This is a genomic window from Kribbella sp. NPDC002412 (assembly GCF_053592935.1).
Window position 1 is genome coordinate 76,789 of record NZ_JBSFBL010000025.1, and the last position, 26,052, is coordinate 102,840.

At 69.4% G+C, this 26,052-nt stretch carries 23 protein-coding genes; 15 read left to right on the plus strand and 8 right to left on the minus strand.

All coding sequences use genetic code 11. The annotated features are described in order from the left end of the window. Nucleotides 1-565: 565 nt before the first annotated feature. Nucleotides 566-880, plus strand: a complete 315-nt coding sequence (locus tag ACWCOV_RS21170) for a helix-turn-helix domain-containing protein (RefSeq protein ID WP_449830994.1) — start codon at nucleotides 566-568, stop codon at nucleotides 878-880. Nucleotides 881-975: 95 nt separating this feature from the next. After that, the gene (locus ACWCOV_RS21175; protein WP_449830995.1) at nucleotides 976-1,281 is read left to right on the plus strand and encodes an ANTAR domain-containing protein; all 306 of its coding nucleotides are present in this window, start codon (nucleotides 976-978) and stop codon (nucleotides 1,279-1,281) included. Nucleotides 1,282-1,337: 56 nt separating this feature from the next. On the opposite strand, the gene ACWCOV_RS21180 is transcribed toward ACWCOV_RS21175, so the two are convergent. Both ACWCOV_RS21180 and ACWCOV_RS21185 read right to left on the minus strand, forming a co-directional pair. Then, entirely contained in the window at nucleotides 1,338-1,526 is a 189-nt protein-coding gene (locus ACWCOV_RS21180; protein WP_449830996.1) for a MazG nucleotide pyrophosphohydrolase domain-containing protein, read from the minus strand. Between the two features lie 25 nt (nucleotides 1,527-1,551). Further along, the gene (locus tag ACWCOV_RS21185) at nucleotides 1,552-2,352 is read right to left on the minus strand and encodes a PrsW family intramembrane metalloprotease (RefSeq protein WP_449830997.1); all 801 of its coding nucleotides are present in this window, start codon (nucleotides 2,350-2,352) and stop codon (nucleotides 1,552-1,554) included. A gap of 137 nt (nucleotides 2,353-2,489) precedes the next feature. Here ACWCOV_RS21185 and ACWCOV_RS21190 point away from each other — a divergent pair, with 137 nt between their 5' ends. Continuing rightward, on the plus strand, nucleotides 2,490-6,149 hold the full coding sequence (locus ACWCOV_RS21190; RefSeq protein WP_449830998.1) for a S8 family serine peptidase: 3,660 nt from the start codon (nucleotides 2,490-2,492) through the stop codon (nucleotides 6,147-6,149). A 35-nt stretch (nucleotides 6,150-6,184) separates the two neighbouring features. Here the strand turns inward: ACWCOV_RS21190 and ACWCOV_RS21195 are convergent, their stop codons facing one another. After that, nucleotides 6,185-7,162 carry a helix-turn-helix domain-containing protein gene (locus ACWCOV_RS21195; protein WP_449830999.1) on the minus strand — a complete coding sequence of 326 codons (978 nt, stop codon included), beginning with the start codon at nucleotides 7,160-7,162 and terminating at the stop codon, nucleotides 6,185-6,187. A gap of 219 nt (nucleotides 7,163-7,381) precedes the next feature. Between ACWCOV_RS21195 and ACWCOV_RS21200 the strand changes: the two genes are divergently transcribed. Then, nucleotides 7,382-7,552: a hypothetical protein gene (locus ACWCOV_RS21200; RefSeq protein WP_449831000.1), complete on the plus strand. Its 171-nt coding sequence runs from the start codon at nucleotides 7,382-7,384 to the stop codon at nucleotides 7,550-7,552. Between the two features lie 2 nt (nucleotides 7,553-7,554). Here ACWCOV_RS21200 and ACWCOV_RS21205 read toward each other — a convergent pair whose 3' ends face one another. Further along, the gene (locus ACWCOV_RS21205; protein WP_449831001.1) at nucleotides 7,555-8,877 is read right to left on the minus strand and encodes an ATP-binding protein; all 1,323 of its coding nucleotides are present in this window, start codon (nucleotides 8,875-8,877) and stop codon (nucleotides 7,555-7,557) included. A gap of 164 nt (nucleotides 8,878-9,041) precedes the next feature. On the opposite strand from ACWCOV_RS21205, the gene ACWCOV_RS21210 reads away from it, so the two are divergent. The 4 genes from ACWCOV_RS21210 to ACWCOV_RS21225 all read left to right on the plus strand — a co-directional run bounded on the left by ACWCOV_RS21210 (nucleotide 9,042) and on the right by ACWCOV_RS21225 (nucleotide 13,177). Next, the gene (locus ACWCOV_RS21210; RefSeq protein ID WP_449831002.1) at nucleotides 9,042-9,947 is read left to right on the plus strand and encodes a hypothetical protein; all 906 of its coding nucleotides are present in this window, start codon (nucleotides 9,042-9,044) and stop codon (nucleotides 9,945-9,947) included. Between the two features lie 188 nt (nucleotides 9,948-10,135). Beyond that, a complete protein-coding gene (locus tag ACWCOV_RS21215; protein ID WP_449831003.1) occupies nucleotides 10,136-11,185 on the plus strand; it encodes a hypothetical protein in 1,050 nt (349 codons plus the stop codon). Between the two features lie 7 nt (nucleotides 11,186-11,192). Then, nucleotides 11,193-12,236, plus strand: a complete 1,044-nt coding sequence (locus ACWCOV_RS21220; protein ID WP_449831004.1) for a hypothetical protein — start codon at nucleotides 11,193-11,195, stop codon at nucleotides 12,234-12,236. 107 nt (nucleotides 12,237-12,343) lie between these two features. After that, on the plus strand, nucleotides 12,344-13,177 hold the full coding sequence (locus ACWCOV_RS21225; RefSeq protein ID WP_449831005.1) for a siderophore-interacting protein: 834 nt from the start codon (nucleotides 12,344-12,346) through the stop codon (nucleotides 13,175-13,177). A 7-nt stretch (nucleotides 13,178-13,184) separates the two neighbouring features. On the opposite strand, the gene ACWCOV_RS21230 is transcribed toward ACWCOV_RS21225, so the two are convergent. Then, entirely contained in the window at nucleotides 13,185-14,207 is a 1,023-nt protein-coding gene (locus tag ACWCOV_RS21230; RefSeq protein ID WP_449831006.1) for a hypothetical protein, read from the minus strand. 104 nt (nucleotides 14,208-14,311) lie between these two features. Here ACWCOV_RS21230 and ACWCOV_RS21235 point away from each other — a divergent pair, with 104 nt between their 5' ends. Then, complete coding sequence (locus ACWCOV_RS21235) at nucleotides 14,312-14,980, plus strand: class I SAM-dependent methyltransferase (RefSeq protein ID WP_449831007.1); 669 nt, start codon at nucleotides 14,312-14,314, stop codon at nucleotides 14,978-14,980. Here the strand turns inward: ACWCOV_RS21235 and ACWCOV_RS21240 are convergent. After that, nucleotides 14,955-15,677, minus strand: a complete 723-nt coding sequence (locus tag ACWCOV_RS21240) for a hypothetical protein (protein ID WP_449831008.1) — start codon at nucleotides 15,675-15,677, stop codon at nucleotides 14,955-14,957. The two genes, ACWCOV_RS21235 and ACWCOV_RS21240, sit on opposite strands and share 26 nt — an antisense overlap. 112 nt (nucleotides 15,678-15,789) lie before the next feature. Here ACWCOV_RS21240 and ACWCOV_RS21245 point away from each other — a divergent pair, with 112 nt between their 5' ends. The 3 genes from ACWCOV_RS21245 (at nucleotide 15,790) to ACWCOV_RS21255 (ending at nucleotide 18,434) form a co-directional block, all read left to right on the plus strand. Beyond that, entirely contained in the window at nucleotides 15,790-16,986 is a 1,197-nt protein-coding gene (locus ACWCOV_RS21245) for an RNA-guided endonuclease InsQ/TnpB family protein (protein ID WP_449831009.1), read from the plus strand. Nucleotides 16,987-17,072: 86 nt separating this feature from the next. After that, complete coding sequence (locus tag ACWCOV_RS21250) at nucleotides 17,073-17,963, plus strand: aminoglycoside phosphotransferase family protein (protein ID WP_449831010.1); 891 nt, start codon at nucleotides 17,073-17,075, stop codon at nucleotides 17,961-17,963. 12 nt (nucleotides 17,964-17,975) lie between these two features. Then, nucleotides 17,976-18,434: a group II truncated hemoglobin gene (locus ACWCOV_RS21255; RefSeq protein WP_360537709.1), complete on the plus strand. Its 459-nt coding sequence runs from the start codon at nucleotides 17,976-17,978 to the stop codon at nucleotides 18,432-18,434. Here ACWCOV_RS21255 and ACWCOV_RS21260 read toward each other — a convergent pair. Beyond that, entirely contained in the window at nucleotides 18,431-19,087 is a 657-nt protein-coding gene (locus ACWCOV_RS21260; RefSeq protein WP_449831011.1) for a hypothetical protein, read from the minus strand. The two genes, ACWCOV_RS21255 and ACWCOV_RS21260, sit on opposite strands and share 4 nt — an antisense overlap. Before the next feature lie 153 nt (nucleotides 19,088-19,240). On the opposite strand from ACWCOV_RS21260, the gene ACWCOV_RS21265 reads away from it, so the two are divergent. The 3 genes from ACWCOV_RS21265 to ACWCOV_RS21275 are packed head-to-tail and all read left to right on the plus strand — an operon-like array spanning nucleotide 19,241 to nucleotide 23,204. Further along, entirely contained in the window at nucleotides 19,241-20,299 is a 1,059-nt protein-coding gene (locus ACWCOV_RS21265; RefSeq protein WP_449831012.1) for a quaternary amine ABC transporter ATP-binding protein, read from the plus strand. Next, nucleotides 20,299-22,251 (plus strand): ABC transporter permease subunit, encoded by a 1,953-nt coding sequence (locus ACWCOV_RS21270; RefSeq protein ID WP_449831013.1) that lies wholly within the window; start codon nucleotides 20,299-20,301, stop codon nucleotides 22,249-22,251. The genes ACWCOV_RS21265 and ACWCOV_RS21270 overlap by 1 nt, the downstream gene beginning before the upstream one ends. Continuing rightward, entirely contained in the window at nucleotides 22,248-23,204 is a 957-nt protein-coding gene (locus ACWCOV_RS21275; RefSeq protein ID WP_449831014.1) for a glycine betaine ABC transporter substrate-binding protein, read from the plus strand. The genes ACWCOV_RS21270 and ACWCOV_RS21275 overlap by 4 nt, the downstream gene beginning before the upstream one ends. Here ACWCOV_RS21275 and ACWCOV_RS21280 read toward each other — a convergent pair. Next, the gene (locus tag ACWCOV_RS21280) at nucleotides 23,161-26,016 is read right to left on the minus strand and encodes a BTAD domain-containing putative transcriptional regulator (protein WP_449831015.1); all 2,856 of its coding nucleotides are present in this window, start codon (nucleotides 26,014-26,016) and stop codon (nucleotides 23,161-23,163) included. The genes ACWCOV_RS21275 and ACWCOV_RS21280 overlap by 44 nt on opposite strands. Between the last annotated feature and the right edge of the window lie 36 nt (nucleotides 26,017-26,052).

Genomic DNA, 26,052 nt, shown 5'->3' on the forward strand with positions numbered 1-26,052 from the left:
ACGTGGACAGCTACCGTCCTGTCCAAGAGTGTGATTGTGAAGTGCGTACGACGGCGGATTCCGCCGGGCCGATCAGCGAAGGGGCTCGGGTTTCCCGCCAGGATCCGGTCAGAGTCACTGGAGCCAGCGGTCGGAGAGGGTTCCAGGCTTGACGGATGGAAGTAGCTGTTGCAGTTCGCAGTTGTAGTCGGAAGTCGCAGTTTCGTAGTCGCAGTAGGTAGTGCGCAGTTCCGTACCCGCAGTAGTAGTTGCTGTTTGTAGTTGAAGTAGCAGTAGGTAGTTGTTGTTCGAGAGAGAAGGGAAGGGATTACACCGTCGGATCGCCCGCCAGGGCCAGTACTTCGCCGGGCGGGTGCCGTAGTTCCATCGGATGGGAAGGTGGTCTTCGGTTACGCATTCAGCGATCCCCGCAGTGACGGCCTTCACGTGGCGCGCTGCGGACATGCAAGACCGGCCTCACGGCCGGTAGATGGTGCCAATCCACAACCCATGGGCCCCGGTGCTTCGGCACCGGGGCCCTTCGGCATGGAGATTCGATGACCCCAGACTGCACACGGAGACCCCGATGAGTTCAACCCCGGCCGGGCCGGCCAACTTCGACGATGATGACTACCCGGCTTTCACGATGGGCAGGGCCGCGGAAATGCTCGGCACCACGCCAGGGTTCCTGCGGAGCCTGGACGAGGCGAAGCTGATCGCCCCGCAACGTTCTGAGGGCGGCCACCGCCGCTACTCCCGCTACCAGCTCCGCCTGGCAGCTCGCGCGCGTGAACTCGTCGACCAGGGCACCGCCCTCGAGGCCGCCTGCCGGATCATCATCTTGGAAGACCAACTCGCCGAAGCTCTGCGTATCAATGAACAGCGGCGGGAACAGGACTAGCCACCGGCGACACGTGAATCCGCTGGGGCTCCACCGCCCCACGACGAGGCTCTGCGGAACCCGAACCGCCCTCGCCCGGGGAGTGAGTCCGCACGATGGACCTCGACCACGACAAGACGATCGCCATCGCCGAAGGCATCCTGATCGACCGGCACCGCATCACCCCGGCCGAAGCCGCCCGGATGCTGGCCGCCCTCGCCCGCGCCGACAGTCTGTCCCTGATCGAGGCCGCTGAATGGCTGATCGTCACCCCCACCGGTGACCTTCGCCGGCGACTCCGCCGGCCTTTGGTCCGCGGCGGTACTCCCCGTTGCCTGGCGCCGGGTCCGGTCAGCACCCCTTGGTGCAGAGAAGGTTGCCCTCGTCGACCGGCCGGTCGTGTCGCGGGCTCGTGGTCGTGAGCCCGCCCCGTCGGCGCTGGTTCGTGAGTCAGCCCTCTGCGACCCGGGAGATCCGCCTACCGGTTGTCGCCGCTGCCTCCGAGCATTGCTCGTTGCTGCCGGTCGCCCAGTTTTGCGATGTTGAGTTGGGCAACGTCCTCGAGCGAAACACCGAAATAGCCTGCGATCACCGCGACGTACCACAGCGTGTCGCCCAGTTCCTTCTTCAGGTCCTCGATGCCCCACTGGGAGAAGTCGCTGTTCATGTCGCGGACGATCTTCTTCGCCTTCTCACGACGCCATGACTCGGTTGTCCACTCGTTGGGCGCGCTTGAGGCCGTACAGGAGCAGGCCGATCGAGATCGCGCCGACCACGACGTACGTGACCCACCCGCCGATGCCGTCCCACGTGGTGTGCAGGGCGACCGCGAGCGCGTACATCCCCAAGAAGCCGGCGAAGTGCTTGCCGGTCGGGTCGGTGACGAAGCGCCACAGGCCCCAGCAGGTCAGGCCGGTCCAGGCGGCGTGGCCGGCTGGTGACAACAGGCCGCGGATGAAGAGGGTCTCCTCGGCGGCGCCGACGTTCCCGTTGGACTGCAGTAGTGCGACGAACGCGTAGCCCATCGTCTCCAGTACGGCGAAGCCGGTGCCGACTGCGACGCCGATGATGATGCCGGTGCCTAGCGACGTCCGGTAGCGGTGGCCGAAGAAAATCACCAGGGCGGCCGGCACGAGGAGCTTCGCGGCCTCCTCGATCAGAGCGACGCCGACCATCGGGAGCGTGCCGAGCCGGCGCATCGCGTCGTACTCGAGGAGGCCGGCGACCACCACGCCGACGACGCCGCCGAACAGCAGGCAGCCGCCGAGCGTCGGGCCGTCGATCAGCCAGCGCCCGGAGCGGCCGGCCGCGAACGTGACGAAAGTGAGGGGTACGACGAGCGCCCCGAGCAGGATCATGGTCGGGACGAGGTTCGGGTTGCCGGTGTCGGTCAGGACGGCCAGGACGAGGAGGTACAGCACTGCGCCGACGAGGAACGTGCCGACCCAGGCCCACTTGAGGACCCTCTTGCGTGCCACCTGCTGTTCGGTCATGGGGACGATGGTGCCGGTTCGTGGCGTGCTTGTGCCATGTCGCAGGGACGGCAGTGATGGACAGGGCGGATCTTCGTGACCAGATTGCAAACTCTCCGGAAGAGAGGTGCGCCTGCCCCCAGCCTCTAAGGAGAATGATGTCCCCCCACCGGATCACTGCCGCCACCCTCGCGGCACTGCTGACCCTCGGCGCGGTCACGGCGACCCCGGCCGCCGCCGGACCGCCACCACCGACACCTACCGGGAACGCCGGCCCCACCACCAAGGTCACGCTGATCACCGGCGACGTCGTCGAGGTGAGCGACGCGGGCGCCGGCAAGAAGGCGGCGACCGTCACCCCCGCGGCCGGCCGCGAGCGGGTCACCTTCCACACCATCGAGGTCGACGGCGGCCTCCGGGTGCTGCCCGCCGACGCCGTCCCGTACATCTCGACCGGCCTCCTGGACGCCGACCTGTTCGACGTCGAGGAGCTGATCGCGGACGGGTACGGCGACTCTGCCGCCCAGCAGCTCCCGCTGATCGTCAAGTACGACCAGGGCCTGCGCAGCTCGCAGGAGCTGGCCGGCACGACGGCCAAGCGCGACCTCAGCTCGATCGGCGGCCGGGCTGTCGACGCGGCGAAGGACCAGCTGCCCGAGCTGTGGAAGTCGCTGAAGCCGGCCGCCGGCGCCCGCTCGCTGAACAGCGGCGTCAGCAAGATCTGGCTCGACGGCAAGGTGCGCGCGGTGCTCGACAAGAGCGTCCCGCAGATCGGCGCGCCCGCCGCGTGGCAGGCCGGGTACGAGGGGTCCGGCGTCAAGGTCGCCGTACTCGACACCGGCGTGGACGCCCAGCACCCGGACCTGGCCGGCAAGGTGCAGGAGGCGCAGGACTTCTCCGGCAGCGCGACCGGTCCGGCCGACCACTTCGGGCACGGCACGCACGTCGCCGCCACGATCGCCGGCACCGGAGCGGGCGCGGGCGGCACCCGGAAGGGCGTCGCGCCGAAGTCCGACCTGCTGGTCGGCAAGGTGCTCGGTGACGACGGCTACGGCTACGACTCCTGGATCATCGCCGGGATGGAGTGGGCGGCTGCCGAGGGCGCCAAGGTGGTCAACATGAGCCTCGGCGGTGGCCCGACCGACGGTCTCGACCCGCTGAGCCAGGCTGTCAACGACATCACCGCGCAGACGGGCACCCTGTTCGTCGTGTCCGCCGGCAACGACGGCAGCGACGAGTCGGTCGGTACGCCGGGAGCCGCGGCGTCCGCACTGACCGTGGCCGCTGTGGACCGGAACGACGCGCTGGCGGAGTTCTCCAGCCGTGGACCGCGTCTCGGCGACGCCGGCCTCAAGCCGGAGATCTCTGCTCCCGGTGTCGGCATCGTCGCCGCCCGCGCCGCCGGGACCGCCATGGGCGAGCCGGTGGACAACCTCTACACGGCAGCCTCGGGTACGTCGATGGCCGCGCCGCACGTGGCCGGAGCGGCCGCCCTGCTCGCGCAGCAGCACCCGGACTGGAAGGCCGGCCAGCTGAAGGACGCGCTGGTGAGCACGTCGAAGTCGCAGCCGGACCAGTCCGTCTACGCGAACGGCGCCGGCCGGGTCGACCTCGCACGCGCGACGTCGCAGCAGGTCACCGCCAGCGCGGTGGCCGACTTCGGCCTGCAGACGCTGACCGACGCGAGCACCCGGACCATCACCTACCGGAACTCGGGCGACAGCCCGGTCACCCTCAGCCTGTCCACCACGGTGACCAACCTGGACGCGGGCAAGCCGGAGACCGACGCCTTCGGTGTCCCGGCCACTGTCACCGTCCCGGCCAACGGCAGCGTCGACGTGCCGGTGAACCTGGACGCGGCCAAGCTCGACCGCGGCCTGCACAGCGGCCGGATCGTTGCCACCGGCGCCGACGGGGTCGTCGTCCAGACCGCGGTCGGCGCGCTGCGGCAGGGCAAGAAGTACAAGATCACCCTGCGCGGTGTCGGCCTGGACGGTCAGCCGTCGCCGGTCCCGGTGGTCGCGCTGTTCGGTGACAACTCCCGGTCGGACGTGCTCGCCTGGATCCCGGACAACGACAGCATCACCGCCGAGGTCGAGGAAGGCACCTACCTGCTGCACGGGCTGGTCGAGAACTACGACCCGCAGAACGAGCAGGCCAGCCTGTTCACCGACCCGAACGTCGTGGTCGGCAAGGACACCGAGGTGGTCATCGACGCCCGCAAGGCGGCCCCGATCACGATCGAGACGCCGAAGCCGTCGGAGCAGCAGGCGATCCTGAGCTACTACGTACACCGGGTGTACGGCAACGGCCGGTCGATCAGCCACGGCGTCATGCACTTCAGCACGGTCAAGCAGGTCAACGTGACCGCGACCAAGCCGGTCCAGGAGGGCACGTTCGAGTTCTCGTCCCGCTGGCAGCTGGTCGCGCCGCTGGTCCAGGCCACGGTGCAGGGTGTCACCGGTCCGCTCGACATCAACCTGCTGCACCGCTCACCGTCGTACGACGGCAAGACGAGGCGGTTGCCGATGGTCTACGCCGACTCCACGCTGCAGGGCGTGAAGGGCGCGCTGGCCGTGATCAACTCCAGTGAGGACGGCTGGGGCAACGGCAGCGAGCAGGAGCAGATCGCCGCAGCCGCCAAGGCGGGTGCAGCGGCCGTCATCCTGGTCCGGCCGGCGGACTGGTCGGCCTGGACGGTGTGGCGCCCGATCGGGGACCGGGAGCCGATCCCGGCGATGGTCACCGGGTTCAACGACGGTCAGAAGCTGATCGAGCGGGCGAAGCGCGGCAGCGCCACGATCGACCTCACGCTGACCACCTCCAGCCCGTACCTGTACGACGTCAACCAGGTCTCCAACGGGTTCATCCCGGCGAAGATCACCTACAAGGTGAGCCCGGCGAACAGCGCGCGGATCACCACCCGGTACGCCGACAACGGCGGCTTCAACTGGGCCAAGGAGCAGCGTTTCGGCTGGCGGCCGTGGCAGGAGTACGCCTGGAACGACTCGCAGCGGTTCGTCGAGACGCCGAAGGTGCGCGAGGAGTGGGTCACGTCCGGTGACTCGCTCTGGCAGCACCGGGTGCACCACCTCTACACCTGGGACGAGATGAACCCGCTCCGCGGCGGACTCGTCGAGGACCCGCGCAGCTACCCGGGCGGTCAGTTGTCGGAGACCTGGTTCGGCCCGGTCGTCCGTCCGGCGGCGATCGCCGGGACGCCGTCGACCCGGACCGGTGACCGGCTGTCGCTGCGGATCCCGTCGTTCGTGGACGCCTCCGGGCACTACACGATCGGCGAGACCACGGCGTCGTCCGCGGTGCTGTCCCGCAACGGCGAGGCCATCGCGGAGCTGCCCAACGCCTGGGCGGATGTGATCACCACCAGCGGCGACGCGTCGTACAAGCTCGACCTGTCGACCGAGCGGGCCGACACCGAGGGCGAGTGGAACTGGGGCAGCCGGACGCAGACCTCGTGGGAGTTCCGGTCGAAGAAGACGGCTGAGGACAAGGCGACGCCGCTGTCGCTGCTGCAGGTCGGCTACACGGTTCCGGTCGACCTGACCGGCCGGGTCGCGGCCCGCACCCACGCGGTCGGCTTCAACGTCACCGGAGGAGCCCGGTCGACCGCGCTGCAGGCCTGGGCGTCGTACGACGAGGGCAAGAGCTGGAAGAAGCTCGCCGTAGTAGGTGCCCTCGGCCACTACCTGGCCGTGGTCCCGTCCGCGCAGGGCACCGTCTCGCTGAAGGTCCGTGCGACGGACGGCACCGGCGCCGCGGTGACGCAGACCGTCATCCGCGCGTACGGCGTCAAGTAGCAGGACCGAGCCGGGGCAGCGGGGGCTGCCCCGGCTCAGATCCAGCCGCGTTTGGCCGCTTGGAAGGCCAGCCCGGTCCGGGTGTCCACACCGGCCAGGACCATCATCCGGTCCAGCCGGCGCTGGACGGTACGGCGGCTGATCCCCAGCTGGGACGCGATCGACTTGTCCGGCACACCGGCCACCAGCAACGACAGCAGGAAGCGTTCGGAGTCGTCGAGACCCTCGACTTCCCCGGCGGCGTCCGCGTGCATCTTCACCGGGGTCGCCTGTTCCCAGTGACTCTCGAAGAGGGCCAGCAGAGCGTCCAGCAACTGGCCGCGGCCGATCACCGCGGCCGTCGGTTCGCCGATGCCCACCTCGTCGTCCCGGACCAGCGGGCAGACCGCCGTCGCCCGGTCAACGATCGCCAGCCGGACCGGAAGGGTCGGCAGCGTGCGGGCCTCCTCACCCCAGCTGATGCCCTCCGCGATGGTGTCGAGCTCACCGGGCGTCTCCAGCAGGGCGCGCTCGTAGATCGCGCGATACCGGACACCTCGGCTCAGCGCGCCGTACTCCTCGGTGTTCTCGGCGCCGGGCATCGCGAGCGGGTTGGCGCGGCAGAACCAGAGGATCTCCTCGCGGGCCGACTCCTGCAGGTCGCGCAGGCGCTCGCGGAGCGCGTTGGCCCCGACGATCACCTCGACCAGGTGGTGCGCGTCCCGGCGGCTCGCACTCGCCCGGAACTCCTCGCTCAACGCGGCCACGGTCTTGCGGGCCGCCTCCAGCGACTCCTGCCGGCGGAGCAGCGTCGTACCGAGCGCGACGTCGGGTGGGAGCGGACGGAACACCGGGCCGTCGGCGTGCTGGACCGTGACCAGCCCCTTCGCGTGCAGCCGTTGGAGGACCTCGTCCGCCTCGTGCTGCGGCAGTTCGGCCACCTCGGCGAGCTCCGACGGCCTGGCCGCGGACAGTCCGACCAGCAACCGGTACGCCTGCTCCTCGCGGGCGTCCAGCAACGCGCCGTTCTCCATCGTTTGACCCCCTCTCGTGCGCCCACCTAACCAGGCCCGCCGACGCGGAGGCGATCCCACCTCCTGGCACACCCAGGCCACGGCACATCGGTGCCATCACGGACTCGCCGAACCCGCGTCCCTCCCGGTCAGAAGTTCGCGGAACCTCGCCGCCCCCTGACCGGGGCGGTGGGGTGGGGACGGAGAGGGAACAGAGCACCCGCCGATGAAAGAGATCTCATGAGCTTGACCGACTACGCCGGTGTCGCCGGCTTGATCGCTGCGGTCCTGTTAGCCCTCTGGATGCTGCGCGGCGCCGCTCGCGCGTCGCAGGCACCCGCAGGCCGGCACCGCGGCAACCCGGCCCTCCGCATTCCGAAGCCAAGCAATCCGGAGCGGGCCCGGCGGTAGCGCTAGTTCTTGATCTCGAACGACATGCCCTTGTAGGTGCGGGTCGTCGTACCGGGCCGCGTGGACTCGACCGCGGCGGCCTGGCCGGGGGCGGTCAGCGGCGCGACGCCGAGGTGGGCCGCGGACTGGCCGACGCGGGTCTGGACCCAGTCCTGCATGCCCGGGTTGGCGACCGCGAGCCGGCCACCGCCCTCCCGAAGGATGCCTGAGGCAACCAGGTGCTGGCGGTCCGCGTCCAGCTCCTGCCAGCGGCCGATCGAGGCCAGCCCGCCCTCACTGGGGAGCGCCATGCCGTGCGGACCGTGGACGGCGACCTTCGCAACCAAATCCTTCTGCGTGTCGGTGCAGTTGTTCCAGGCGGCCTGGTAGACGTGCCGCGACTGGTCGTTCACCACGACCGTTGCAGTCTTCGCCACGTCGACAGTCACGCCGCCGGACTGCTGGGCCATCGGCAGCGCGGTCTCGGCCAGGCTGCGCAGCCGGGCCGGATCGCCGTTCGCCGACCTGACCAGCCGGTCGATCGCCTCGGCCTGGTACGGGATCCGCGCGTCGTCCAGCGGCTCGGTGAGCGCGGGGCGGAGCTCCGCATCGGACAGCGGGCCGACCTCGCGGATGTCGAACCGGCTGGTCACGCCGGTCGCGATCCTGCCCTCGCCGGCGGAAGCCGCCATCAGCCGGGTCGCCGACATCTCGCCACCCGCCGCGATCAGGAACACCGGCCGTTTCATCCGCTCCAGGTGCTCGGACAGCTGCGTGACCACCGCGAGGTCCCGCTGCGAGGCGACGTCGAGGTTGTCGACCAGCAGCATCACGGGCTCCGGCGGCTTGCGGTTCGCCGCGATCTCCCCGAGCTGCTCGGCCAGTTGGGTCAGCGTCTTGCGCAGCTGGGGGTCGTCGCCCGCTTCCCACTGCGTCTTGATCACTGCCTGTGCGAACGGCGACGGCCCGAACCGGCCCTCGACGCCATGCTGGCGGCCCTTGCGTTTGGGCGGCGCGAGCTCCTTGGCGATCTTGCCCAGCTCCCGTGCGGCGCCACGACCGTACTGCTTCTTGATCGTGTCGAGGTTGTCGGTGAGGTAGCGGGACAACCGGTACTCGAGCGGCTCTTCGGGCGCGGCGTCCGCCCGGATCGCGAGCCAGCCCTGGCGCTTGGCCAGCGCGCCGGCCCGGTCCAGCTCCAGGCTCTTGCCCATCCCGGGCGGCCCGGTGAACAGCACCGAGTTGCTCTCCGGAGTGCGCAGGTCCACCGAGATCGGCCGGCCGAAGGTGTCCTTGCGATCCACGGTGTAGGCCGGGTATCGCGGCGTACCGAAGACCTGGCTCACCGGACCAGGGTGCGAACCGTAACCGTCCGTGACACGGTGGGTGTGTGGCCGGCGGGTGAACACTGGCCTGCCGCGGGTTGAACCGGTCTATTCGCGCGACCCGATCGCGCAGTGTTCGGACAAGTCGCTTGGCTCCGCACTAGACCGCTGTCAGGCTTCCGCGCATGCGGATCAAACGAGTGATGGCGGCGCTGCTGGTCGCGCCACTGGTGGGGCTGTTGCCTGGTGGGACGCCGGCGGCGCAGGCGAGCCCGGACCCGTACCTGAAGATCAGCGACGTGACGCTCGGGAAGACCGCGGTCGCGGTCTCCGGGCTCAACCTCGCCCCGGTCCAGGTCACGGTCGAGGGCGGCTACAGCTCGGGTCATCCCGACGACGAGAACATCGTGCTGAACGTGGTCCTCGAGCGCACCGGTGGGACCGGGCCGCTCGAGAGCATCTTCTCGACCGACCTGAAGCGCACCGCGGGCACCGTCGAGGACGGCGTGTGGACGGGGACGCTGAACGCGGCGTCCACCGCGAACGGCACGTTCAAGGTGACCGGCGTGATGACCGGTCCGTTCGGCGCGCCCATCGGCGGCACGCCGGTCGACCCGACGCCGTTCGACGGCCCGAGCCTCACGGTGACCGGGACCCACCTGCCGAAGGTGACCGCGTCGGTGTCGCCGAGGGTGGTGCCGTTCGGGTCGCCGTACTCGATCCGCTGGGCGATCACCGACATCGCGACCGGCAAGCCGTACGGCAGCCGGATCCGGGCGCTGCTCGGCGTGGACGTCGCGTGCGCGGAGTCCACCGGCGGTGAGGCGGTGTGGGTCCGGACCGACACCAACGGCATCGTGACCAAGTCCTACAGGGCGGCAGACGCCGACGCGCTGAACTGCCTGCAACTGACGGGGCAGCCGTACAACATCGGCGGGCAGTGGCTGTTCGTCGCACGGTGGTCCCGGTCAACGGCTCGGTCGCCGGTGCGCCGTACAAGTGCAAGGTCGTGCTGCAGCGGCTGTACGGCGCGAGTGCGTGGCGCGGGGTCAGTACGGGCGAGGTGCGGCAGAGCGGTCGCTTCACGGTGAACGCGCAGCCGGCGTACAAGGGCAACATCGCCTACCGGGTCTACTTCCCGACCTGCAACCGCTTCCAGGCCGGCGCGAGCAAGGCGTTCATCATCCGCGGAATCTAAGTGGTCTACCGGATCAGCCCGATCGAGCAGTGATCCGGAAGAATTCTTGGCAGCGTGACAGGCCACTGTCACGCTGCCTGCATGTGGGCGAAACGAGTGATGGCGGCGCTCCTCACAGCGCCACTGCTGTTCCTCGGACTGGTGCCGACCGCCCAAGCCGCACCGGATCCGAATCTGACGGTCACCAACGTGACCCTGAGCCGTACGTCGGTCGCCGTCTCCGGGCTGAACCTGGTGCCAATCACCGCCACCGTGACGGGTGGGTACAACTCCAGCGAGCCGGGCGACGCGAACCTGACGTTGTACGTCGTCCTCGAGCGCACCGGCGGGACCGGTCCGCTGCGGTACCTGTTCTCGACCGACCTCAAGCGCATCTCGGGCACGACGCAGAACGGCGTCTGGCAAGGGCCGCTGAACGTGCCGTCGACCGCGAACGGCACCTTCAAGGTCACCGGTGTGTACGCGATGCCCTTCGGGTACGTGCCTCCCGGTCCGCTCGATCCGACGCCGTTCGCCGGCCCGACGGTGACCGTGGCCGGGTACCACCTGCCGAAGATCACCGCGTCCGTGACTCCCAAGGCGGTGCCGTTCGGGTCGCCGTACTCGATCCGCTGGGCGGTCATCGACTCAGCGACCGGTAAGCCGTACGGGACCCGGATCCCGGTGCTGCTCGGCGTCGACAACGAGTGCGCGGAGTACGTCGGCGGCTACCTCGGCCGCACCGACACGAACGGGCTCGTGACCCGGTCGTACCAGGCCGGCTGGGCCGACGCGCTCAACTGCCTGCGGCTGAGCGGCAAGCCGTTCGACATCAACGGCCTCGGGCTGTTCGTGGCCCGGCCCGGGATCGTGTCGGCGGCGCCGTCGAAGACGAGCGCGCCGGTCGGCGCGCTCGTGCCGGTCAACGGCGGCGTGCTCGGTGGACCGCACGGGTGTCCAGTGGTCCTGCAGCGGCTGTACGGCGCTACGCAGTGGCGCGGGGTCAGTTCGGGGAGCGTACGGCAGAGTGGGCGGTTCACGGTGACCGCGCAGCCGGCGTACCGGGGGCTGATTCCTTACCGCGTGTACTTCCCGACCTGTCATCGCTACCAGGCAGGCCTGAGCAAGGTCTTCTACATCCGAGGGACGTGAGCCGACTGTGATCAGACGAGTGATGGCGGCGCTGTTCGCAGCGCCGTTGGTGGGGCTGTTGCTGACCGCGATGCCGGCCGCGCAGGCGGCGCCGGATCCGGCGCTGGCGATCACGGATGTCGACCTGGGCAGTCCGACGGTCGCGGTGTCCGGGCTCAATCTCGCGCCGGTGAAGCTGACGGTCAAAGCGAAGTACACCGGGGAGACGGGCGGCAGCACCACGCTCTTCGTCATCCTCGAGCGCCAGGGCGGTACGGCGTGGCCGCGGACCCTGTGGTCGAGCCTCCTCCCGCTGAAGTCCGGCACAGTGGCGGACGGTGTCTGGGAGGGGCCGGTGTACGTGCCGTCGACCGCGAACGGGACGTTCAAGGTCACCGGTGTGCAGTTCGGTCAGTACCCCTTCCCCGGTGACTTCAGCGAGCCGACGCCGTACGACGGTCCGGCGCTGGCTGTCAGCGGTTTCCACCTGCCGAAGATCACCGCCGCGGTGTCGCCGCGGATCGTGCCGCTCGGGTCGCCGTACTCGATCCGCTGGGCGGTCACGGACTCCGCGACCGGCAGGCCGTACGGGACCCGGATCACCGTGCTGCTGGCGATCGACAACGGGTGCGCGGAGGACGCCGGCGGTGACGTCGTCCGGACGGGGACGGACGGGATCGTGACCAAGGCTTACACGGCAGCCGACGCTTCGTGGGTCAACTGCTTGCGGATCACCGGCAAGCCGACCGACATCACCGGGAAGGGGCTCGGAGTGGCGCGGTCGACGTACGTGACGGCGGCTCCGTCGAAGGCGAGCGCTCCGGTCGGGACCGTCGTACCGGTCAACGGCTCGGTCGGTGGCGGTCCGGCGAACTGCAAGGTCTGGCTGCAGCGGCTGTACGGCGCGACGCAGTGGCGATCGGTGAGCTCGAACGCGGTCCGGCTGAGCGGCCGGTTCACGGTCAACGCGCAGCCGGCGTACAAGGGACTCATCCCGTACCGGGTGTACTTCCCGGCCTGCCAGAACTTCCAGTCCGCGGTGAGCAAGGCGTTCTACATCCGCGGTCTCTGAGACGACGGTACGGCGGCCTGGGACAGGTGAGCTAGCCTGAGTTAGGTAGTCCTAACTTGCTGGCCTTGACCGGGCCGCCCGCCGTACTCCGAGAGGACCGTGGTCCCGTGACCAGCCCCGCACCTCGCCGCAACCGCGTCTGCAAGCGCGCGGTCGTCCGCCGTACCGAGCGGATCACCCCGCACATGATCCGGGTCGTGCTCGGCTCCGACGACTTCGTGGACAACGGCTTCACCGACCACTACGTGAAGCTGCTGTTCGGCAAGCCGGGCGTCGAGTACCCGGAGCCGCTGGACATGGGCGTGATCCGGGAGACGTACCCGTCCGAGCAGTGGCCGACGATGCGGACCTACACTGTGCGCAACTGGGACGAGGACAGCCGCGAGCTGACCATCGACTTCGTCCACCACGGCGACGAGGGCGTGGCCGGGCCCTGGGCCGCGGCGGCGCAGCCGGGTGACGTGCTGTGGTTCAACGGCCCGGGTGGCGCGTACGCGCCGGACGCCGCGGCCGACTGGCACCTGCTGGTGGGCGACGAGAGCGCGCTGCCGGCGATCGGCGCCGCGGTCGAGCAGTTGCCGCCGGGTGCCCGGGCGACCGTCCTGCTCGAGGTGGAGGACGAGACCGAGGAGCAGAAGTTCAGCGGATCCGGCGACCTGGACGTGTCCTGGTTCCACCGCGCCGGCAGCTCCTCGGGCCGCGGTGACGCGTTGGTCGCGGCGGTAGAGGCGCTCGACTTCCCGCCCGGTGAGCCCCAGATCTTCGTCCACGGCGAAGCCGGCTTCGTCTTCCGCATCCGCAAGAACCTCTTCACCGACCGCGCCCTCCCCCGCGACCGCGTCTCCCTCTCCGGCTACTGGCGCCTGGGCAAGAACGAAGACGGCTGGCAGGCCGAAAAGGCCGAGACCGCCCGCAAGGAGCGGGAGGCCTCGGCCTCCTGACGCGCGCTCACAGACCGCGAATGTAGAACGTCCGACTCACTCCGGTCTGGTACCTGCCGCAGGTCGCGAAGTAGACCCGGTACGGGATCAACCCCTGGTACGCCGGTTGGGCGGGCACGGTGAACCGGCCGCTCTGCCGGACGCTTCCGGTGCTGACCCCACGCCACTGGGTCGCGCCCGTCAGACGTTGCAGGAGCACAAGGCACCCGACCGGCGGGCCGAGCACGTTGCCGTTGACCGGAACGATCGTGCCGACCGGGGCGCTGGTCGCGGACGGCACCGCCGAGACGATCCCAGGCCGGGCGACGATGAGGCCCAGGCCGGCGATGTTGAACGGCCCGTTCCGGATCAGGAGACACTGGTTGTCGACGGCTGCCGATGCGGGATAGGCCTTGGTGAGCAGGCCGCTCGTGCTGGTCCGCAGCGTGTTCGGGCCGAAGGCTTCCAGGCACCCGGCGTCACTGGCCAGCAGTACGGCGATGCTGGTCCCGTAGGGCTTGCCGGTCGCCGAGTCCGTCACCGCCCAGGTGATCGAGAATCCGGATCCGAACGGCACGACCGGTGGATTCACCTTCGCGGTGAGCCTCGGCAGGTGGGACCCGGTGACCGACAGCGTCGGCCCGTCGAACGGCGTCGGATCGGTCATGTCGGGGACCGGGAAGAAAGCGCCGGCTTCCACACCCGTCACCTTGAACACGCCATGCGCCGTGGACGGGACGTTGACCGGCCCGGCCCACACACCGTCCTGGGTGGTGCCGGCGACCCGCGGCAGGTCGGTCGAGATCATCCGCGCCAGCCGGCCGGTGCCGCCGGTCCGCTCGAGATGAACCACCAGAGGAATGTTCGCGTCGTTCGGGTCCGTGGAGGCGTAACCGCCCGTCACCGTGATCCGAACCGGCACCGTGTTGAGACCGGACACGGCGACCGAAACCGGGCCGAGCGTCACGTCCGTCACTTGGAGCAAGGGATCCGGAGCCGCCTGCGCCGCAGGTGCGCCGACGAGTTGGACCCCCACCACTGACGCTGTCATGAGCGTCGCCAGTACTCGTCTTGCCCACATCTTTGCAGCGTGGCACCCGGTCCATCCGGTGCAAAGATCTCAACCAGTACGGCGTTCGCCGCGTCGTACCGGCCATGGTTGATCCTGCGTCATTCGATCGCTTTGCTGCCGGCTACGACCGCTTTATATCCCTGCAGCCCGGGCAGAACTCCGAGTGGGTGGCTGGGCTGGGGTTGCGGGGTGGGCGGGCTTTGGATGCGGGGTGTGGGTCGGGGCATGCCGCGGTGCGGTTGGCTGAGCAGTTTGATCGGGTGCTCGGGGTGGATCTCAGTACGCCGATGATCGAGATCGCGCAGGCCAAGCGGGCGCGGGGAAATGTCGAGTACCGGGTCGCGGATGTGTTTGCGGTGGCGGAGCGGGGGTTTGACCTCGTGTACAGCCACACGATGATGCATCACCTGCCGGACTACCGGGGTGGGCTCGAGCACCTCAAGTCGTTGGTGCGACCGGGTGGGACGGTCGCGGTGGTGGACAACGTGTGCGATCTCTACCCGACGCCGCCGCGGGTGCTGTACGTGATCGGCGCGTGGCGTGGGTTTCCGCGGCGCGTGGCCGAGTTGGGGTGGCGGGATGCTTGGTTCGAGTTTCGGTTTTGGCATAGCCGGCCGTGGCTCGACCACCTGGCGAGTGATCGGTACTTGTCTCGCGCGCAGTTCCGGGAGTTGTACGACGACGTGTTCCCGGGGGCGCAGTACACGGATATTGGGTGGGGGCTGGCTATGCGGTGGACCTGCGACGGTTGAGGAGGTCGATCAGCGTGGTCGCCTGGTTGGTGGGGAGGACCCAGTCGTCGCCGGAGGCCTGCAGGATGACGGCGGGGCCCTCGGTGACCACGGGTGGGTGCGGCAGCGGGATCGGGAACTTGAGGCGCTCCACGCCGCTGAGTGCGACCTCGAAGACGCCGGTGATGCTGCTCAACGGGTAGGTCTTGCCGAGGTCTTCCATCTTCTGCGACCGCAGGACCGGCCGGCTCTGGATCGTGAAGCTGTCCGCGCCGAGCAGCACCGCGGTCAGCTGCAACCCGCGCAGCCGGAAGATCAGCTCGTACGGCGTCTCCGCCAGCTCAGGTACGACGGGCACCAGCAGAACGCGATCGGCGTACCGGCCCAGCGCAGCACCGGCCACGATCCCCGCCAGCAACGCAGGCAGCGCCAGGAAGACCGGCCACCACACCCCGACCGCCAACGGGAACAGCGTCACGAACAACCCGCCGACCGCGCCGAACAGCCCACCGATCCCGGCCCACCACCGCGGCTGGTACCGATGCCGCCGGCGCAGCACCCACCCGAGCACCAGCATCCCGGCCGGCACCACACAACCGATCCACACCGCCGGCGACCCCGCCGTACTGATCCAGGCCCCGACCCCCAGCAGCACCACCGGAATCCCCAGATAGATGCCCACCACAACCCGCTGCACCCGCCGGTCCCTAGTCTCCATCTCGTTCACTTGTGCTTGTCGCCGGGTGCTCCATCCTTCGACGTGAGGGCAACCGTGCGACGGCCTCCTTTCGAGGACAGGGATTGTCGGTTCTGGCTGATTGGCTAGTGGCATGTCCAGGTTCCGGCTGTATCCGACATACGCGCAGCAGGCCGTGCTTCTGGGGCAGTGCGCGCACGCTCGGTACGTGTGGAACCTGGCTCTTGAGCAGTGGTCGATGTGGTCCCGCGACAAAGGCGCGACGCCGACCTACGCGGAGCAGTGCCGGCAACTGACCGCGGCGCGAGCCGAGTTCGACTGGTTGCGGGCGGGGTCGCAGACGGTGCAGCAGCAGGCACTGCGTGACTTTCGCCAGGCGGCGAAGAGCTTCTACGCGGGCACGCACGGACGTCCGACCTGGCGCAAAGCTGGAGTGCATGAAGGGTTCCGCGTCGTCGGTAGCCAGGCCGCACGTGTCACGGGACTGAGCCGGAAGTGGGCGCAGGTGCTGGTGCCCAAGGTCGGCTGGGTGCGGATCCGGCTGTCCCGCGCCGTTCCTGCGGCGAAGTCGTATCGCATCACTCGCGACCGGGTCGGGCGCTGGCACATCGCGTTTGCGGCAGCCCCGCCCCCGGTACCCAGTCCAAGCAATGGTGAGGTCGTCGGCGTCGACCGCGGCGTCACCGTGTCGGCCGCGCTGTCCACTGGTGAGCTTCGGACCTGTCCCGGTCTGTCGGAGATCGAGCAGGCACGGCTGCAGAACCTGCAACGCCGCCTGTCCCGCTGCCGTCGCGGCTCCAAACGGCGCGAGCGAGTCAAGGCTGCGATGGCCAAACTGCACGCTCGTGCCCGCGACCGTCGCAAGGACTGGGTGGAGAAGACGAGCACCGAGCTCGCGCGTCGGTTCGACGTGATTCGGGTGGAGGACCTGCGGGTCGGCCGGATGACCAGGCGACCGAAACCGAAGCCCGACCCAGACCGGCCCGGCTCCTACCTGCCGAACCGTCGCCGGGCCAAAGCCGGGCTCAACCGCGGCATCCTCGCCAGCGGCTGGGGACTGCTCGTCCGGCGCCTTGAGGAGAAGGCTGTGGGACGGGTGGAGAAAGTGAATCCTGCGTACACATCGCAAACCTGCAGCGTCTGCGGGCACTGCGCACCGGCAAACCGTGAGAGCCAAGCGGTCTTTCGGTGCGTGACCTGCGGACACCAGGCGAACGCGGACGTGAACGCGGCAGTCAACATCGCGGCCGGACGGGCCGTCAGCGCACGCCGAGAGACACCCTCGCGGGTCTCGCCGAAGCGTGTACCTCAACACGCTACCTCCGCGTAGTAGTTGAAATCCTCGCACTTCGGGGCGGGGAGGACGTCAAGGGAAAACCTAAGCAGATCTGCTCCGGAGCACCTACTGTGCACGTGATGATCGAGATTCCCGCGAAGCTGGTGAAGAACCACGGCAGGACGTCGCCCGAGTGGCTGGCCGGGTTGCCGGCTGCCGCGGCGGAGTACGTGGATCGGTGGCAGTTGACGGTCACCGGGCCGCCGCTGAACGGCGAGGCCTCGCTGATCCTGCCCGTCGTACGGCCGGACGGCGCCGAGGCGGTGCTCAAGCTCCAGCCGGTCAACGACGAGAGCGAGAGTGAGGCGCTCGCGCTGCGGACCTGGAGCCGCGACGACGTCGTCGAGGTGCTCGAGGACGACCCGACGACGTCGACCCTCCTGCTCGAGCGACTCGAGCCGCGGACCCTCGACGACGTTCCCGACCACGTCGAGGCGACCCGGATCCTGGCCGAGCTGCTGACCCGGCTGAGCGCAGTGCCCGCGCCGCCCGGAGTCCGTCGGCTGGCGGACGTCGCGCACCAGATGGTCGAGGACGCGCCGGCCCTGATCCCGCTGCTGAGCGACTCGGCCGAGCGACAGCTGGTACGGCGATTCGTCGCACAGGTGACCGAGTTGCTGCCGGAGTCCGGTGACCGGCTGCTGCACTGGGACCTGCACTACTACAACGTGATGGCCGCGCAGCGGCAGCCGTGGCTGGTGATCGACCCGAAGCCACTCGCCGGCGACCCGGGGTTCGAGGTCTTCCCGGTGCTGTGGAACCGGTGGGACGACCTGGTCGCGACCGGCCAGCTGGAGCAAGCGATCCAAGACCGGTTCGACCTGATGCTCGAGGTGACGGGGATCGACCGCGACCGGGCGCTCGGCTGGACCGCGGGCCGGATCCTGCAGAACGTGCTCTGGGACATCGAGGACGACGAGACCGCGATGAACCCGGTGCTGCGAACCATCGCCGATGCCCTCCGGATCTGATTACATAATTACATGACGACTCCGACGCTGTACGAGTGGGCCGGCGGACACGCGGCCCTGCGCCGCCTGACCGAGGTGTTCTACGACAAGGTCCTGGCCGACCCGCTGCTGGCGCCGGTGTTCGCGCACATGAGTGAGAACCACCGGGAGCACGTGGCGATCTGGCTCGGCGAGGTCTTCCGCGGGCACAGCCGCTACACCGACGAGCTCGGCGGCTACCCGGCGATGCTGAAGCACCACCTCAACCTCGGCCTCACCGAGGAGCAGCGCTCGCGCTGGGCCGCCTTGATCGCCGCCAGTGCCGACCCGGCCGGCCTGCCCGACGACCCCGAGTTCCGGTCCGCCTTCGTCGCGTACGTCGAGTGGGGCACGCGGATCGCCCTCGCCAACTCCCAGCCCGGCGCCACGCCGCCACCGCAGGCACCTGTTCCGCACTGGGGTTGGGGCGAGGCTCCGCCGTACCAGCCCTAGGGCCGCCCGACCCAGGTCCGGCGGACGTAGCGGACGACGAGCAGGACGATGGTCGCGAGGGCGGCGACCCCGGCGACGATCCCGATCACGACGGACACCGTGAGGCCGGCCTCGAACGCATCGGCGACGAGGCCGGCCAGCGCGCCGACCAGGGCCGCGACGATCACGGCGACGAGCAGCGCGATGCTCGACAGGTACTGCGTGGCCGGGATCCGCGTCCGCCGGGAGCCGTACGTCCGCATGATTCCGGCGACGTCCTCGCCATGCCCGGTGATGAAGTAGTGCTCGAGCTCGGGCGCGATGTCGAGGTAGCCGCGTCGCAGCTTGTTCATCCCGACCACCAGCTCGACGTCCTCGCTGTTCAGCTGCACCAGCCTGATCACCGTGGCCAGCCCGATCACCACCAGCAACGGGACGATCAGCAGCGCGAACACCCGGAAGCCGACGCCGAAGTCGGTGCTCTGCGCCACCAGAGCCAGTGCGACGACCGCAGCCGACACCACGGTGACGAACCAGCTCGCGCGGCTGAAGCTCTCGCTCCAGGCCAGGCTGCGGGTGGCCAGCAGGCTCCAGTGCTCGGTGGACAGGATCTGCGCCCGCACGGCGGGTGGTGCAGGCACGGCGGCCGGATCCTCGGCGGGAACGTCAGGCATGGGCATCCTCCTCGCGTGCGGCGTCGTTCCAGTCTCGCGGCTACTGGGGGCTTTCCTGACGGAACAGACACCCGCGGCCGCACCGGGGGCCTGCGGGTTGGATACAGTCGCGGTTCACGATGATTCCGCTTGCGGGGATGCGAGGGTGAACCTGTGACCGCTCAGCTCGAGTATCCCGAGGTGCAGGACAGCAACGCGCTGTTGTCGATCCAGGGGCTGTGGAAGGTGTTCGGCCCGAAGGCGCAGCGGGTGCCGCACCGGCCCGACCTCGCCGCCCTGGACCGTTCCGCTCTCTACGCCAGAACCGGCTGTACGGCGGCCGTCCGCGACCTCAGCTTCGACGTCGCGCCCGGCGAGGTGTTCGTCGTGATGGGCCTGTCCGGCTCCGGCAAGTCCACCCTGGTCCGCTGTCTCACGCGTTTGATCGAACCGACCGCCGGCAGCCTGATCTTCGAGGGCGAGGACCTGCGCGCCGCCGACGAGAAGCGGCTGCGGGCGCTGCGCCGGAGCAAGTTCTCGATGGTGTTCCAGCACTTCGGCCTGCTCCCGCACCGCAAGGTGATCGACAACGTCTCCTACGGCCTGGAGATCCGCGGCGAGAGCAAGCCCGATCGCCGCCGCCGTGCCCAGGAAGTGATCGACCTGGTCGGCCTGGCCGGTAACGAGCACCTCTACCCCGAGCAACTGTCCGGCGGCATGCAGCAGCGGGTCGGTCTGGCGCGAGCGCTCGCCAACGACCCGGACGTGCTGCTGTTCGACGAGCCGTTCTCCGCGCTCGACCCGCTGATCCGGCGCGAGATGCAGAACGAGGTTGTCCGGCTGCACCGCGAGGTCGGCAAGACGATGGTGTTCATCACCCACGACCTGGCCGAGGCGCTGCGTCTGGGTGATCGGATCCTGCTGATGCGTGACGGCGGCGCGGTCCAGCTCGGCACCGGCGACGAGCTGGTCGGGGCACCGGCCGACGACTACGTGCGCGACTTCGTCCGCGATGTGCCGCGGGCCGACGTGCTGACCCTGCGCTGGATCGTCCGCACGCCGCGGCCGGAGGAGCCGCTGGACGGGCCCGAGCTCGGTCCGGACGTGCTGGTCCGGGAGGCGACCCGGCTGGTGCTGGAGGCGGACCGCCCGGTGAAGGTGGTCTCGAACGGCACGCTGCTCGGTGTGATCGGCGACGAGGAAATCCTCGCGGTCGTCGCGGACACGAACTGATGGCGTCGATCACCGGCTCGGTCGAGATCGAGGTACGGCGACCACGGCGCAGCGTGATCGTCGGCGTCCTGCTCGTCGTCTGGGTCGCGGCGTACTTCGTGCTCCGCGGGATCGACACGCTCGCCCTCGGCGGTCAGGAGACGACCGCGTTCCACCGCTGGCTGACCGAGCACCGTGACGACATCGGGCAGGGCAACCCGGTCTTCGACGGGATCCGGGTGGTCGTCGACCAGTTCGTCGTGCTGCTGCAGAACGTCCTCTCGCAGGCGTCGTACGGACGGCCCGTCCCGGTCATCGGCTGGCTCGGGGTGGTCGCGGTGTCGGCGTACCTCGCGTGGGCGTTCGGCAACTGGAAGGTCGCGCTGCTGACCGCCGGCGGACTCGGGTTCGTCGGGCTGCAGGGGTTGTGGCAGGAGAGCATGGACACGCTCGCGCTGACGATCGCGGCCGTGCTGCTGTCCCTGCTGGTCGCGATCCCGTTGGGGATCTGGGCCGGGTTGTCGAACCGGGCCTTCAAGGTCGCGACGCTCGTGCTCGACCTGATGCAGACGCTGCCGACGTTCGTCTACCTCGCGCCGCTGACGCTGTTCTTCGCGATCGGCCCGGCCGCGGCCACGATCGCGACTCTGATCTACGCGGCGCCGCCGGCGGTCCGGCTGACTGCGCACGCGATCCGGTCCGTCCCGGCGGAGAGCGTCGAGGCGGCCCGGTCGCTCGGGTCGACCCGGGGCCAGACGCTGACCAAGGTGCTGCTGCCGATGTCCCGCAGCACGGTCGTCGTCGGCATCAACCAGACCATCATGGCCGCGCTGTCGATGGTGACCGTGGCCGCCCTGATCGACGCGCCCGGCCTCGGCCAGACCGTCCTGAAGGCCCTGCAGACCCTGGACGTCGGAGTCGCGTTCAACGCCGGCCTGGCGATCGTCGTGATCGCGATCGTGCTCGACCGGGTCACCACCGCGGCCGGCGACCGGCCGTGGCGTACGGCGAGCGTCCGCCGGAAGGTCCTGCTCGGCGCGGGAGCGGTCGGTGTCCTGATCGCGGTCTGGTTCTCCCGGACCTACGTGTGGGCGGCCGAGTTCCCGACGTCCGTCAACATCGGCTCGCGGATCGCGGTGATCACGTCGGACGCGACCGCTTGGGTGCAGGACACCTTCGGCGGGTTCACGTACGGCGTCCGCGACGCAGTCACCACCGGGTTGCTGAACCCGCTGGAGGCGTTGCTGACCGGCTCACCCTGGTGGCTCGTCGCCGCGGTCGTCGTCGCGCTGGCCGCCGTACTCGGGAGCTGGCGTGGAGCCCTCCCTGCCACGGTCTGCCTGTTGTTGCTGGTCGCGACCGGGGTCTGGCACGACGCGATGGTCACGCTTGCGTCGACTCTGCTCGCGACGGTCGTGGTGGTCGCGGTCGGGCTCGCGCTCGGGGTGTGGGCCGGACGCAACCATCGGGTCGACACCTGGATCCGGCCGGTGCTGGACGCGGGGCAGACGATGCCGCCGTTCGTGTACCTGGTGCCGTTCCTGGCGTTGTTCGGCACCAGCCGGTTCACCGCGATCGCGGCCGCCGTCGTGTTCGCCGTACCCGTCACCACCAAGATCGTTGCGGACGGCATCAAGGCGGTGCCGGTGGCGACCGTGGAGGCGGCGAACTCGGTCGGGTCGAGCAGCTGGCAGGTGATCAGCAAGGTGCAGCTGCCGGTCGCCCGGCGCGCGATCACGCTGGCGGTCAACCAGGGCCTGATCTACGTGCTGTCGATGGTGGTCGTCGGCGGCCTGGTCGGCGCGGGCGCGCTCGGGTACGACGTGGCCGCGGGCTTCGCGCAGAGCGAGCTGTACGGCAAGGGGCTGGCCGCCGGACTGGCTATCGTCCTCCTCGGAGTACTGCTCGACCGGGTGACGCAGGCGGCGGCCCGCCGTACCCAAAGTTTCCAAAGTAGAGGAGATAAGCGGTGAAGAAGCTCCGGTACGCCGGCGTTCTGACGGCCGTGGCACTCGCGCTGGCCGGGTGCGGTGGCGAGAAGGTCGGCTCGCAGCAGCCGGCCGCCGACGACGGGAAGGAGTGCGGCACCTTCAACCTGGCCGTCAGCCCGTGGGTCGGGTACGAGGCGAACGCGGCCGTGGTGGCCTACATCGCGACCAAGGACCTCGGCTGCAAGGTGGTGAAGAAGAACCTCAAGGAGGAGATCTCCTGGCAGGGCTTCGGCACCGGCGAGGTGGACGCCGTGCTGGAGAACTGGGGTCACGAGGACCTGAAGAAGAAGTACATCGAGGAGCAGAAGGTCGCGGTCGAGGCCGGCTCCACCGGCGTCAAGGGCGTGATCGGCTGGTACGTGCCGCCGTGGATGGCGCAGCAGCACCCGGACATCACCGACTGGCAGAACCTGAACAAGTACGCCGCCCTGTTCAAGACGTCGGAGTCCGGCGGCAAGGGCCAGCTGCTGGACGGCGACCCGTCGTACGTGACCAACGACGAGGCGCTGGTGAAGAACCTGAAACTGAACTACAAGGTGGTGCAGAGCGGCAGCGAGACCGCGCTGATCCAGGCCTTCCGGGACGCCGAGAAGAACAAGAAGCCGCTGCTCGCCTACTTCTACGAGCCGCAGTGGTTCTTCAACGAGATGAAGCTGGTCAAGGTCAACCTGCCCGCCTACCAGGCCGGGTGCGACGCGGACCCGGCCAAGGTCGCCTGCGACTACCCGCCGTACGACCTGGACAAGATCGTGTCGAAGAAGTTCGCCGACTCGGGCAGCCCGGCGTACGACCTGGTGAAGAACTTCCAGTGGACCAACGACGACCAGAACGCGGTGGCCCGGTCGATCGCCGTCGACAAGCTGACCCCGGACGCGGCCGCGGAGAAGTGGGTCAAGGAGAACCAGTCGAAGGTCGACGCCTGGCTCGGGAAGTAATCCGCTCGACGTCGAAGCGCTCGGCCGGCGGGAGCGGCGCCCCCACCTTGGCCCGCAGCGCTTCGGCCTCGGCCAGCAGTTGTACGGCGCGGCCGGCATCGTCGGCCGCGCCCGCCAGGCCCTCCAGAGCGAGCGCGATCGCTCGCTCGTCGCCGACCTGCACAGCCGCCTCGTAACCGCGCTGGTGGAGGGCTTGTGCCTTCGTGAAGTCGCCGCGTTGCTCGGCGATGAAGCCGAGCTGGGCGAGGACGAAGGCGATGCCCGGGGTGCCGCCGACCTGGGTGAGCCAGTCGAGCCACTTGGTGAAGCGGGCCTCGGCCTCGTCGAGCCGGCCCTGGCGGCGCGCGGACAGTCCGAGGCCGACCTCGGCGTACTCCTCGGCTGACCTGTTGGACTGCTCGACGGCCAGCCGCCGCGCCCGCTCGTGCAGCGCGTCGGCGCGGTCGTAGTCCCCGGTCAGGTAGGCGATCCGGCCGAGCCCGGAGGTCCGGAAGGACACCTCCGTCCACAGGCCGAGCTCCTCCGCCTGCTGCACAGCGTCCGTCAGGTAGCCCTCGGCCGTCGGGTAGTCGCCGCTGATCTCCGCGGCCACGATCAACGAGTACGTCGCCTGCAGCCGGCCCCACGCGTCGCCGAGCTCGTCGAAGAGCTCCAGGCTGCGACGACCGTCTCGCACCATCGCGTTGAGGTCCGCGTGCACGATGTTGAGCTGCGCCCGCGTGCTGAGCGCGGCGGCCAGTCCCCACCGGTCGCCCTGCTTGGTGAACGCCTCGATGGCCTGGTCGATGCGCGGCATCAGTACGGCGGCATCGCCGTACGCCCACTGCGTCGTGGTCAGGAACCACAACGCGTGCGGATCGTTGCCGGCCAGCGCCAGCGCATCGTCGGCGGCTGCGGCGAGATTGGAGCCCTTGGCATCGGTCGCGGTCATCCCGACTTGCCAGACGGTCGCAGTCGCTCGGTCCACCGGGTCCTGACCGGGTACGGCGAGTGCCGCCGCGATGGACCGTCTTGCCTCACCCAGTCGGCCGCGGAGGTACCAGTACCAAGCGAGTGCGTTGACGAGCTTCAGTGATGGTGCTGCGTCCAGGGCGGCCCGGAAGTTGGCTGCCTCCAGGTCCAGACGATGGAGCCAGTCGCGTTGTTCTGGTCCGCGCAGCTCGGCGCGTTGGGCCAGCTGGAGGTAGTACTCGGCATGACGTTGCCTGGTCGCCTCAACCTCACCGGCTTCCGTGAGTCGCTCGAGGCTGTAGGCCGCGACCGACTCCAGCAGCCTGTAGCGGCCGGCACTCGCGACCACTAGAGATTTGTCGACAAGGGGCAGCAGCACATCCTGCTGGCTGACCGCAGTAGCCGCCTCCAACGAGAAGGTGCCCGCGTGCACGGCCAGTCGGCGCAGCATGACGCGCTCGTTGTCGTCCAGCAGGTCCCAACTCCAGTCGATCGTTGCCCGCAGCGTCCGTTGCCGCTCAGGTACGCCGCGACCACCGGACAGCAGCCGGAAGCGATCGTCCAATCGGGCCGCCAGTCCTTGCACACCGAGCGCCCGTACGCGCGTCGCCGCAAGCTCCAACGCGAGCGGTATGCCGTCCAGCCGCCGGCAGATCGCTCTGACCGCCTCCGAGTCCTCGACCCCAGCGCGCGCCGTGAACAGGTCGGCCGCCGACTGCAGCTCCAGCGGCTCGACATCCAGGACGCGCTCACCGGGAAGCCCCAGCGGCTCCCGGCTGGTCGCAAGGATGCGCAGACCCGGTATGCCGCTCAGCAGCCGCTGCACGAGGTCTGCGACGTCCAGATGCTCGCAGTTGTCGAGAATCAGTAGGACCGGTCTCGCCCCGAGCGACTCGATCAGGCGGGACAGCAGGTCGTTCGACTCGTCCCGGAGACCTACTGCAGTTGCCAGCGCGTCCAGCACGTCGTCCTGGCGAAGTGGAGCGAGTTCCACCAAGCGGGTCTCGCCGAGGTGGTTTCGACCGAGTTCCAGCGCAAGCCGGGTCTTACCGACACCTCCTGGTCCTACGAAGGTGAGCAGGCGGTGCCGCCGGAGCAGTGCAGTCGCGTTCTCGACCGCTTCGTCGCGGCCGATCAGGTCGTTGAGTGGGGCGGGAAGTCTGGACGGCTGCAGGGACGGGTCGTGGCGCAGCATCGCGGCGTGCAGCTCGATCAGCTCGGGTCCGGGATCGGCGCCGAGCTCCTCAGCCAGCTGCTCGCGCAGGTCGGCGTAAGAGCGCAGTGCGTCGTCCTGTCGTCCTGCCCGGTAGAGAGCCCGAAGGTAGATGGCGCGGAGCCGCTCACGGAGTGGGTGGCGGCTGACCAGCTCGGTGAGCTCGGCGATGGGGTCGTCGGTCTGCTCGAGGAGGTCCTCGGTCGCGGAGAGGCGGAGCTCTTCGAGGCGGTCGCGGGTGGCGCGGGCGAACTCGTGGTCGGGCACGTCGGCGTACGCGGGACCGCGCCAGAGGTCGAGTGCCGCGCGGAGCCGGCCGGCGGCGACGAGCTCCTCGAAGATGTTGCTGTCGACAACCTCCGCGGTCAGGGTGTAGCCGGCCGGGCCATGGGCGACGAGGGCGCGGCTGCCCGGTTCGGCTCGGTCGAGCGCCGTACGGAGCTGGGAGATCCGGGCCTGCAGCGTCCCGGTGGCGTTGCGCGGCGGGCGGTCACCCCAGAGGTCCTCGATCAGGCGGTCCGCCGACACCGGCTGCCCGCGATGGGCCAGCAGGTCGAGCAGCAGCGTGCGGACCTTGGTGTCGGGTACGGCGACCGGCGCACCGGCATCCGTCCGGACCACCAGGGGTCCCAGCACGCCGAAGTACATAACCGTAGTAAACCCGTAGCGCGGTTGCGCACGATC

Coding starts and splice junctions, on each gene's coding strand:
- ACWCOV_RS21240 (WP_449831008.1), bottom strand. CDS start 15,677: ATGGAGACTAGGGACCGGCGGGTGCAGCGGGTTGTGGTGGGCATCTAT.
- ACWCOV_RS21255 (WP_360537709.1), top strand. CDS start 17,976: ATGACGACTCCGACGCTGTACGAGTGGGCCGGCGGACACGCGGCCCTG.
- ACWCOV_RS21170 (WP_449830994.1), top strand. CDS start 566: ATGAGTTCAACCCCGGCCGGGCCGGCCAACTTCGACGATGATGACTAC.
- ACWCOV_RS21195 (WP_449830999.1), bottom strand. CDS start 7,162: ATGGAGAACGGCGCGTTGCTGGACGCCCGCGAGGAGCAGGCGTACCGG.
- ACWCOV_RS21215 (WP_449831003.1), top strand. CDS start 10,136: ATGTGGGCGAAACGAGTGATGGCGGCGCTCCTCACAGCGCCACTGCTG.
- ACWCOV_RS21235 (WP_449831007.1), top strand. CDS start 14,312: ATGGTTGATCCTGCGTCATTCGATCGCTTTGCTGCCGGCTACGACCGC.
- ACWCOV_RS21200 (WP_449831000.1), top strand. CDS start 7,382: ATGAGCTTGACCGACTACGCCGGTGTCGCCGGCTTGATCGCTGCGGTC.
- ACWCOV_RS21210 (WP_449831002.1), top strand. CDS start 9,042: ATGCGGATCAAACGAGTGATGGCGGCGCTGCTGGTCGCGCCACTGGTG.
- ACWCOV_RS21230 (WP_449831006.1), bottom strand. CDS start 14,207: ATGACAGCGTCAGTGGTGGGGGTCCAACTCGTCGGCGCACCTGCGGCG.
- ACWCOV_RS21180 (WP_449830996.1), bottom strand. CDS start 1,526: ATGAACAGCGACTTCTCCCAGTGGGGCATCGAGGACCTGAAGAAGGAA.
- ACWCOV_RS21175 (WP_449830995.1), top strand. CDS start 976: ATGGACCTCGACCACGACAAGACGATCGCCATCGCCGAAGGCATCCTG.
- ACWCOV_RS21185 (WP_449830997.1), bottom strand. CDS start 2,352: ATGACCGAACAGCAGGTGGCACGCAAGAGGGTCCTCAAGTGGGCCTGG.
- ACWCOV_RS21280 (WP_449831015.1), bottom strand. CDS start 26,016: ATGTACTTCGGCGTGCTGGGACCCCTGGTGGTCCGGACGGATGCCGGT.
- ACWCOV_RS21245 (WP_449831009.1), top strand. CDS start 15,790: ATGTCCAGGTTCCGGCTGTATCCGACATACGCGCAGCAGGCCGTGCTT.
- ACWCOV_RS21250 (WP_449831010.1), top strand. CDS start 17,073: ATGATCGAGATTCCCGCGAAGCTGGTGAAGAACCACGGCAGGACGTCG.
- ACWCOV_RS21260 (WP_449831011.1), bottom strand. CDS start 19,087: ATGCCTGACGTTCCCGCCGAGGATCCGGCCGCCGTGCCTGCACCACCC.
- ACWCOV_RS21190 (WP_449830998.1), top strand. CDS start 2,490: ATGTCCCCCCACCGGATCACTGCCGCCACCCTCGCGGCACTGCTGACC.
- ACWCOV_RS21270 (WP_449831013.1), top strand. CDS start 20,299: ATGGCGTCGATCACCGGCTCGGTCGAGATCGAGGTACGGCGACCACGG.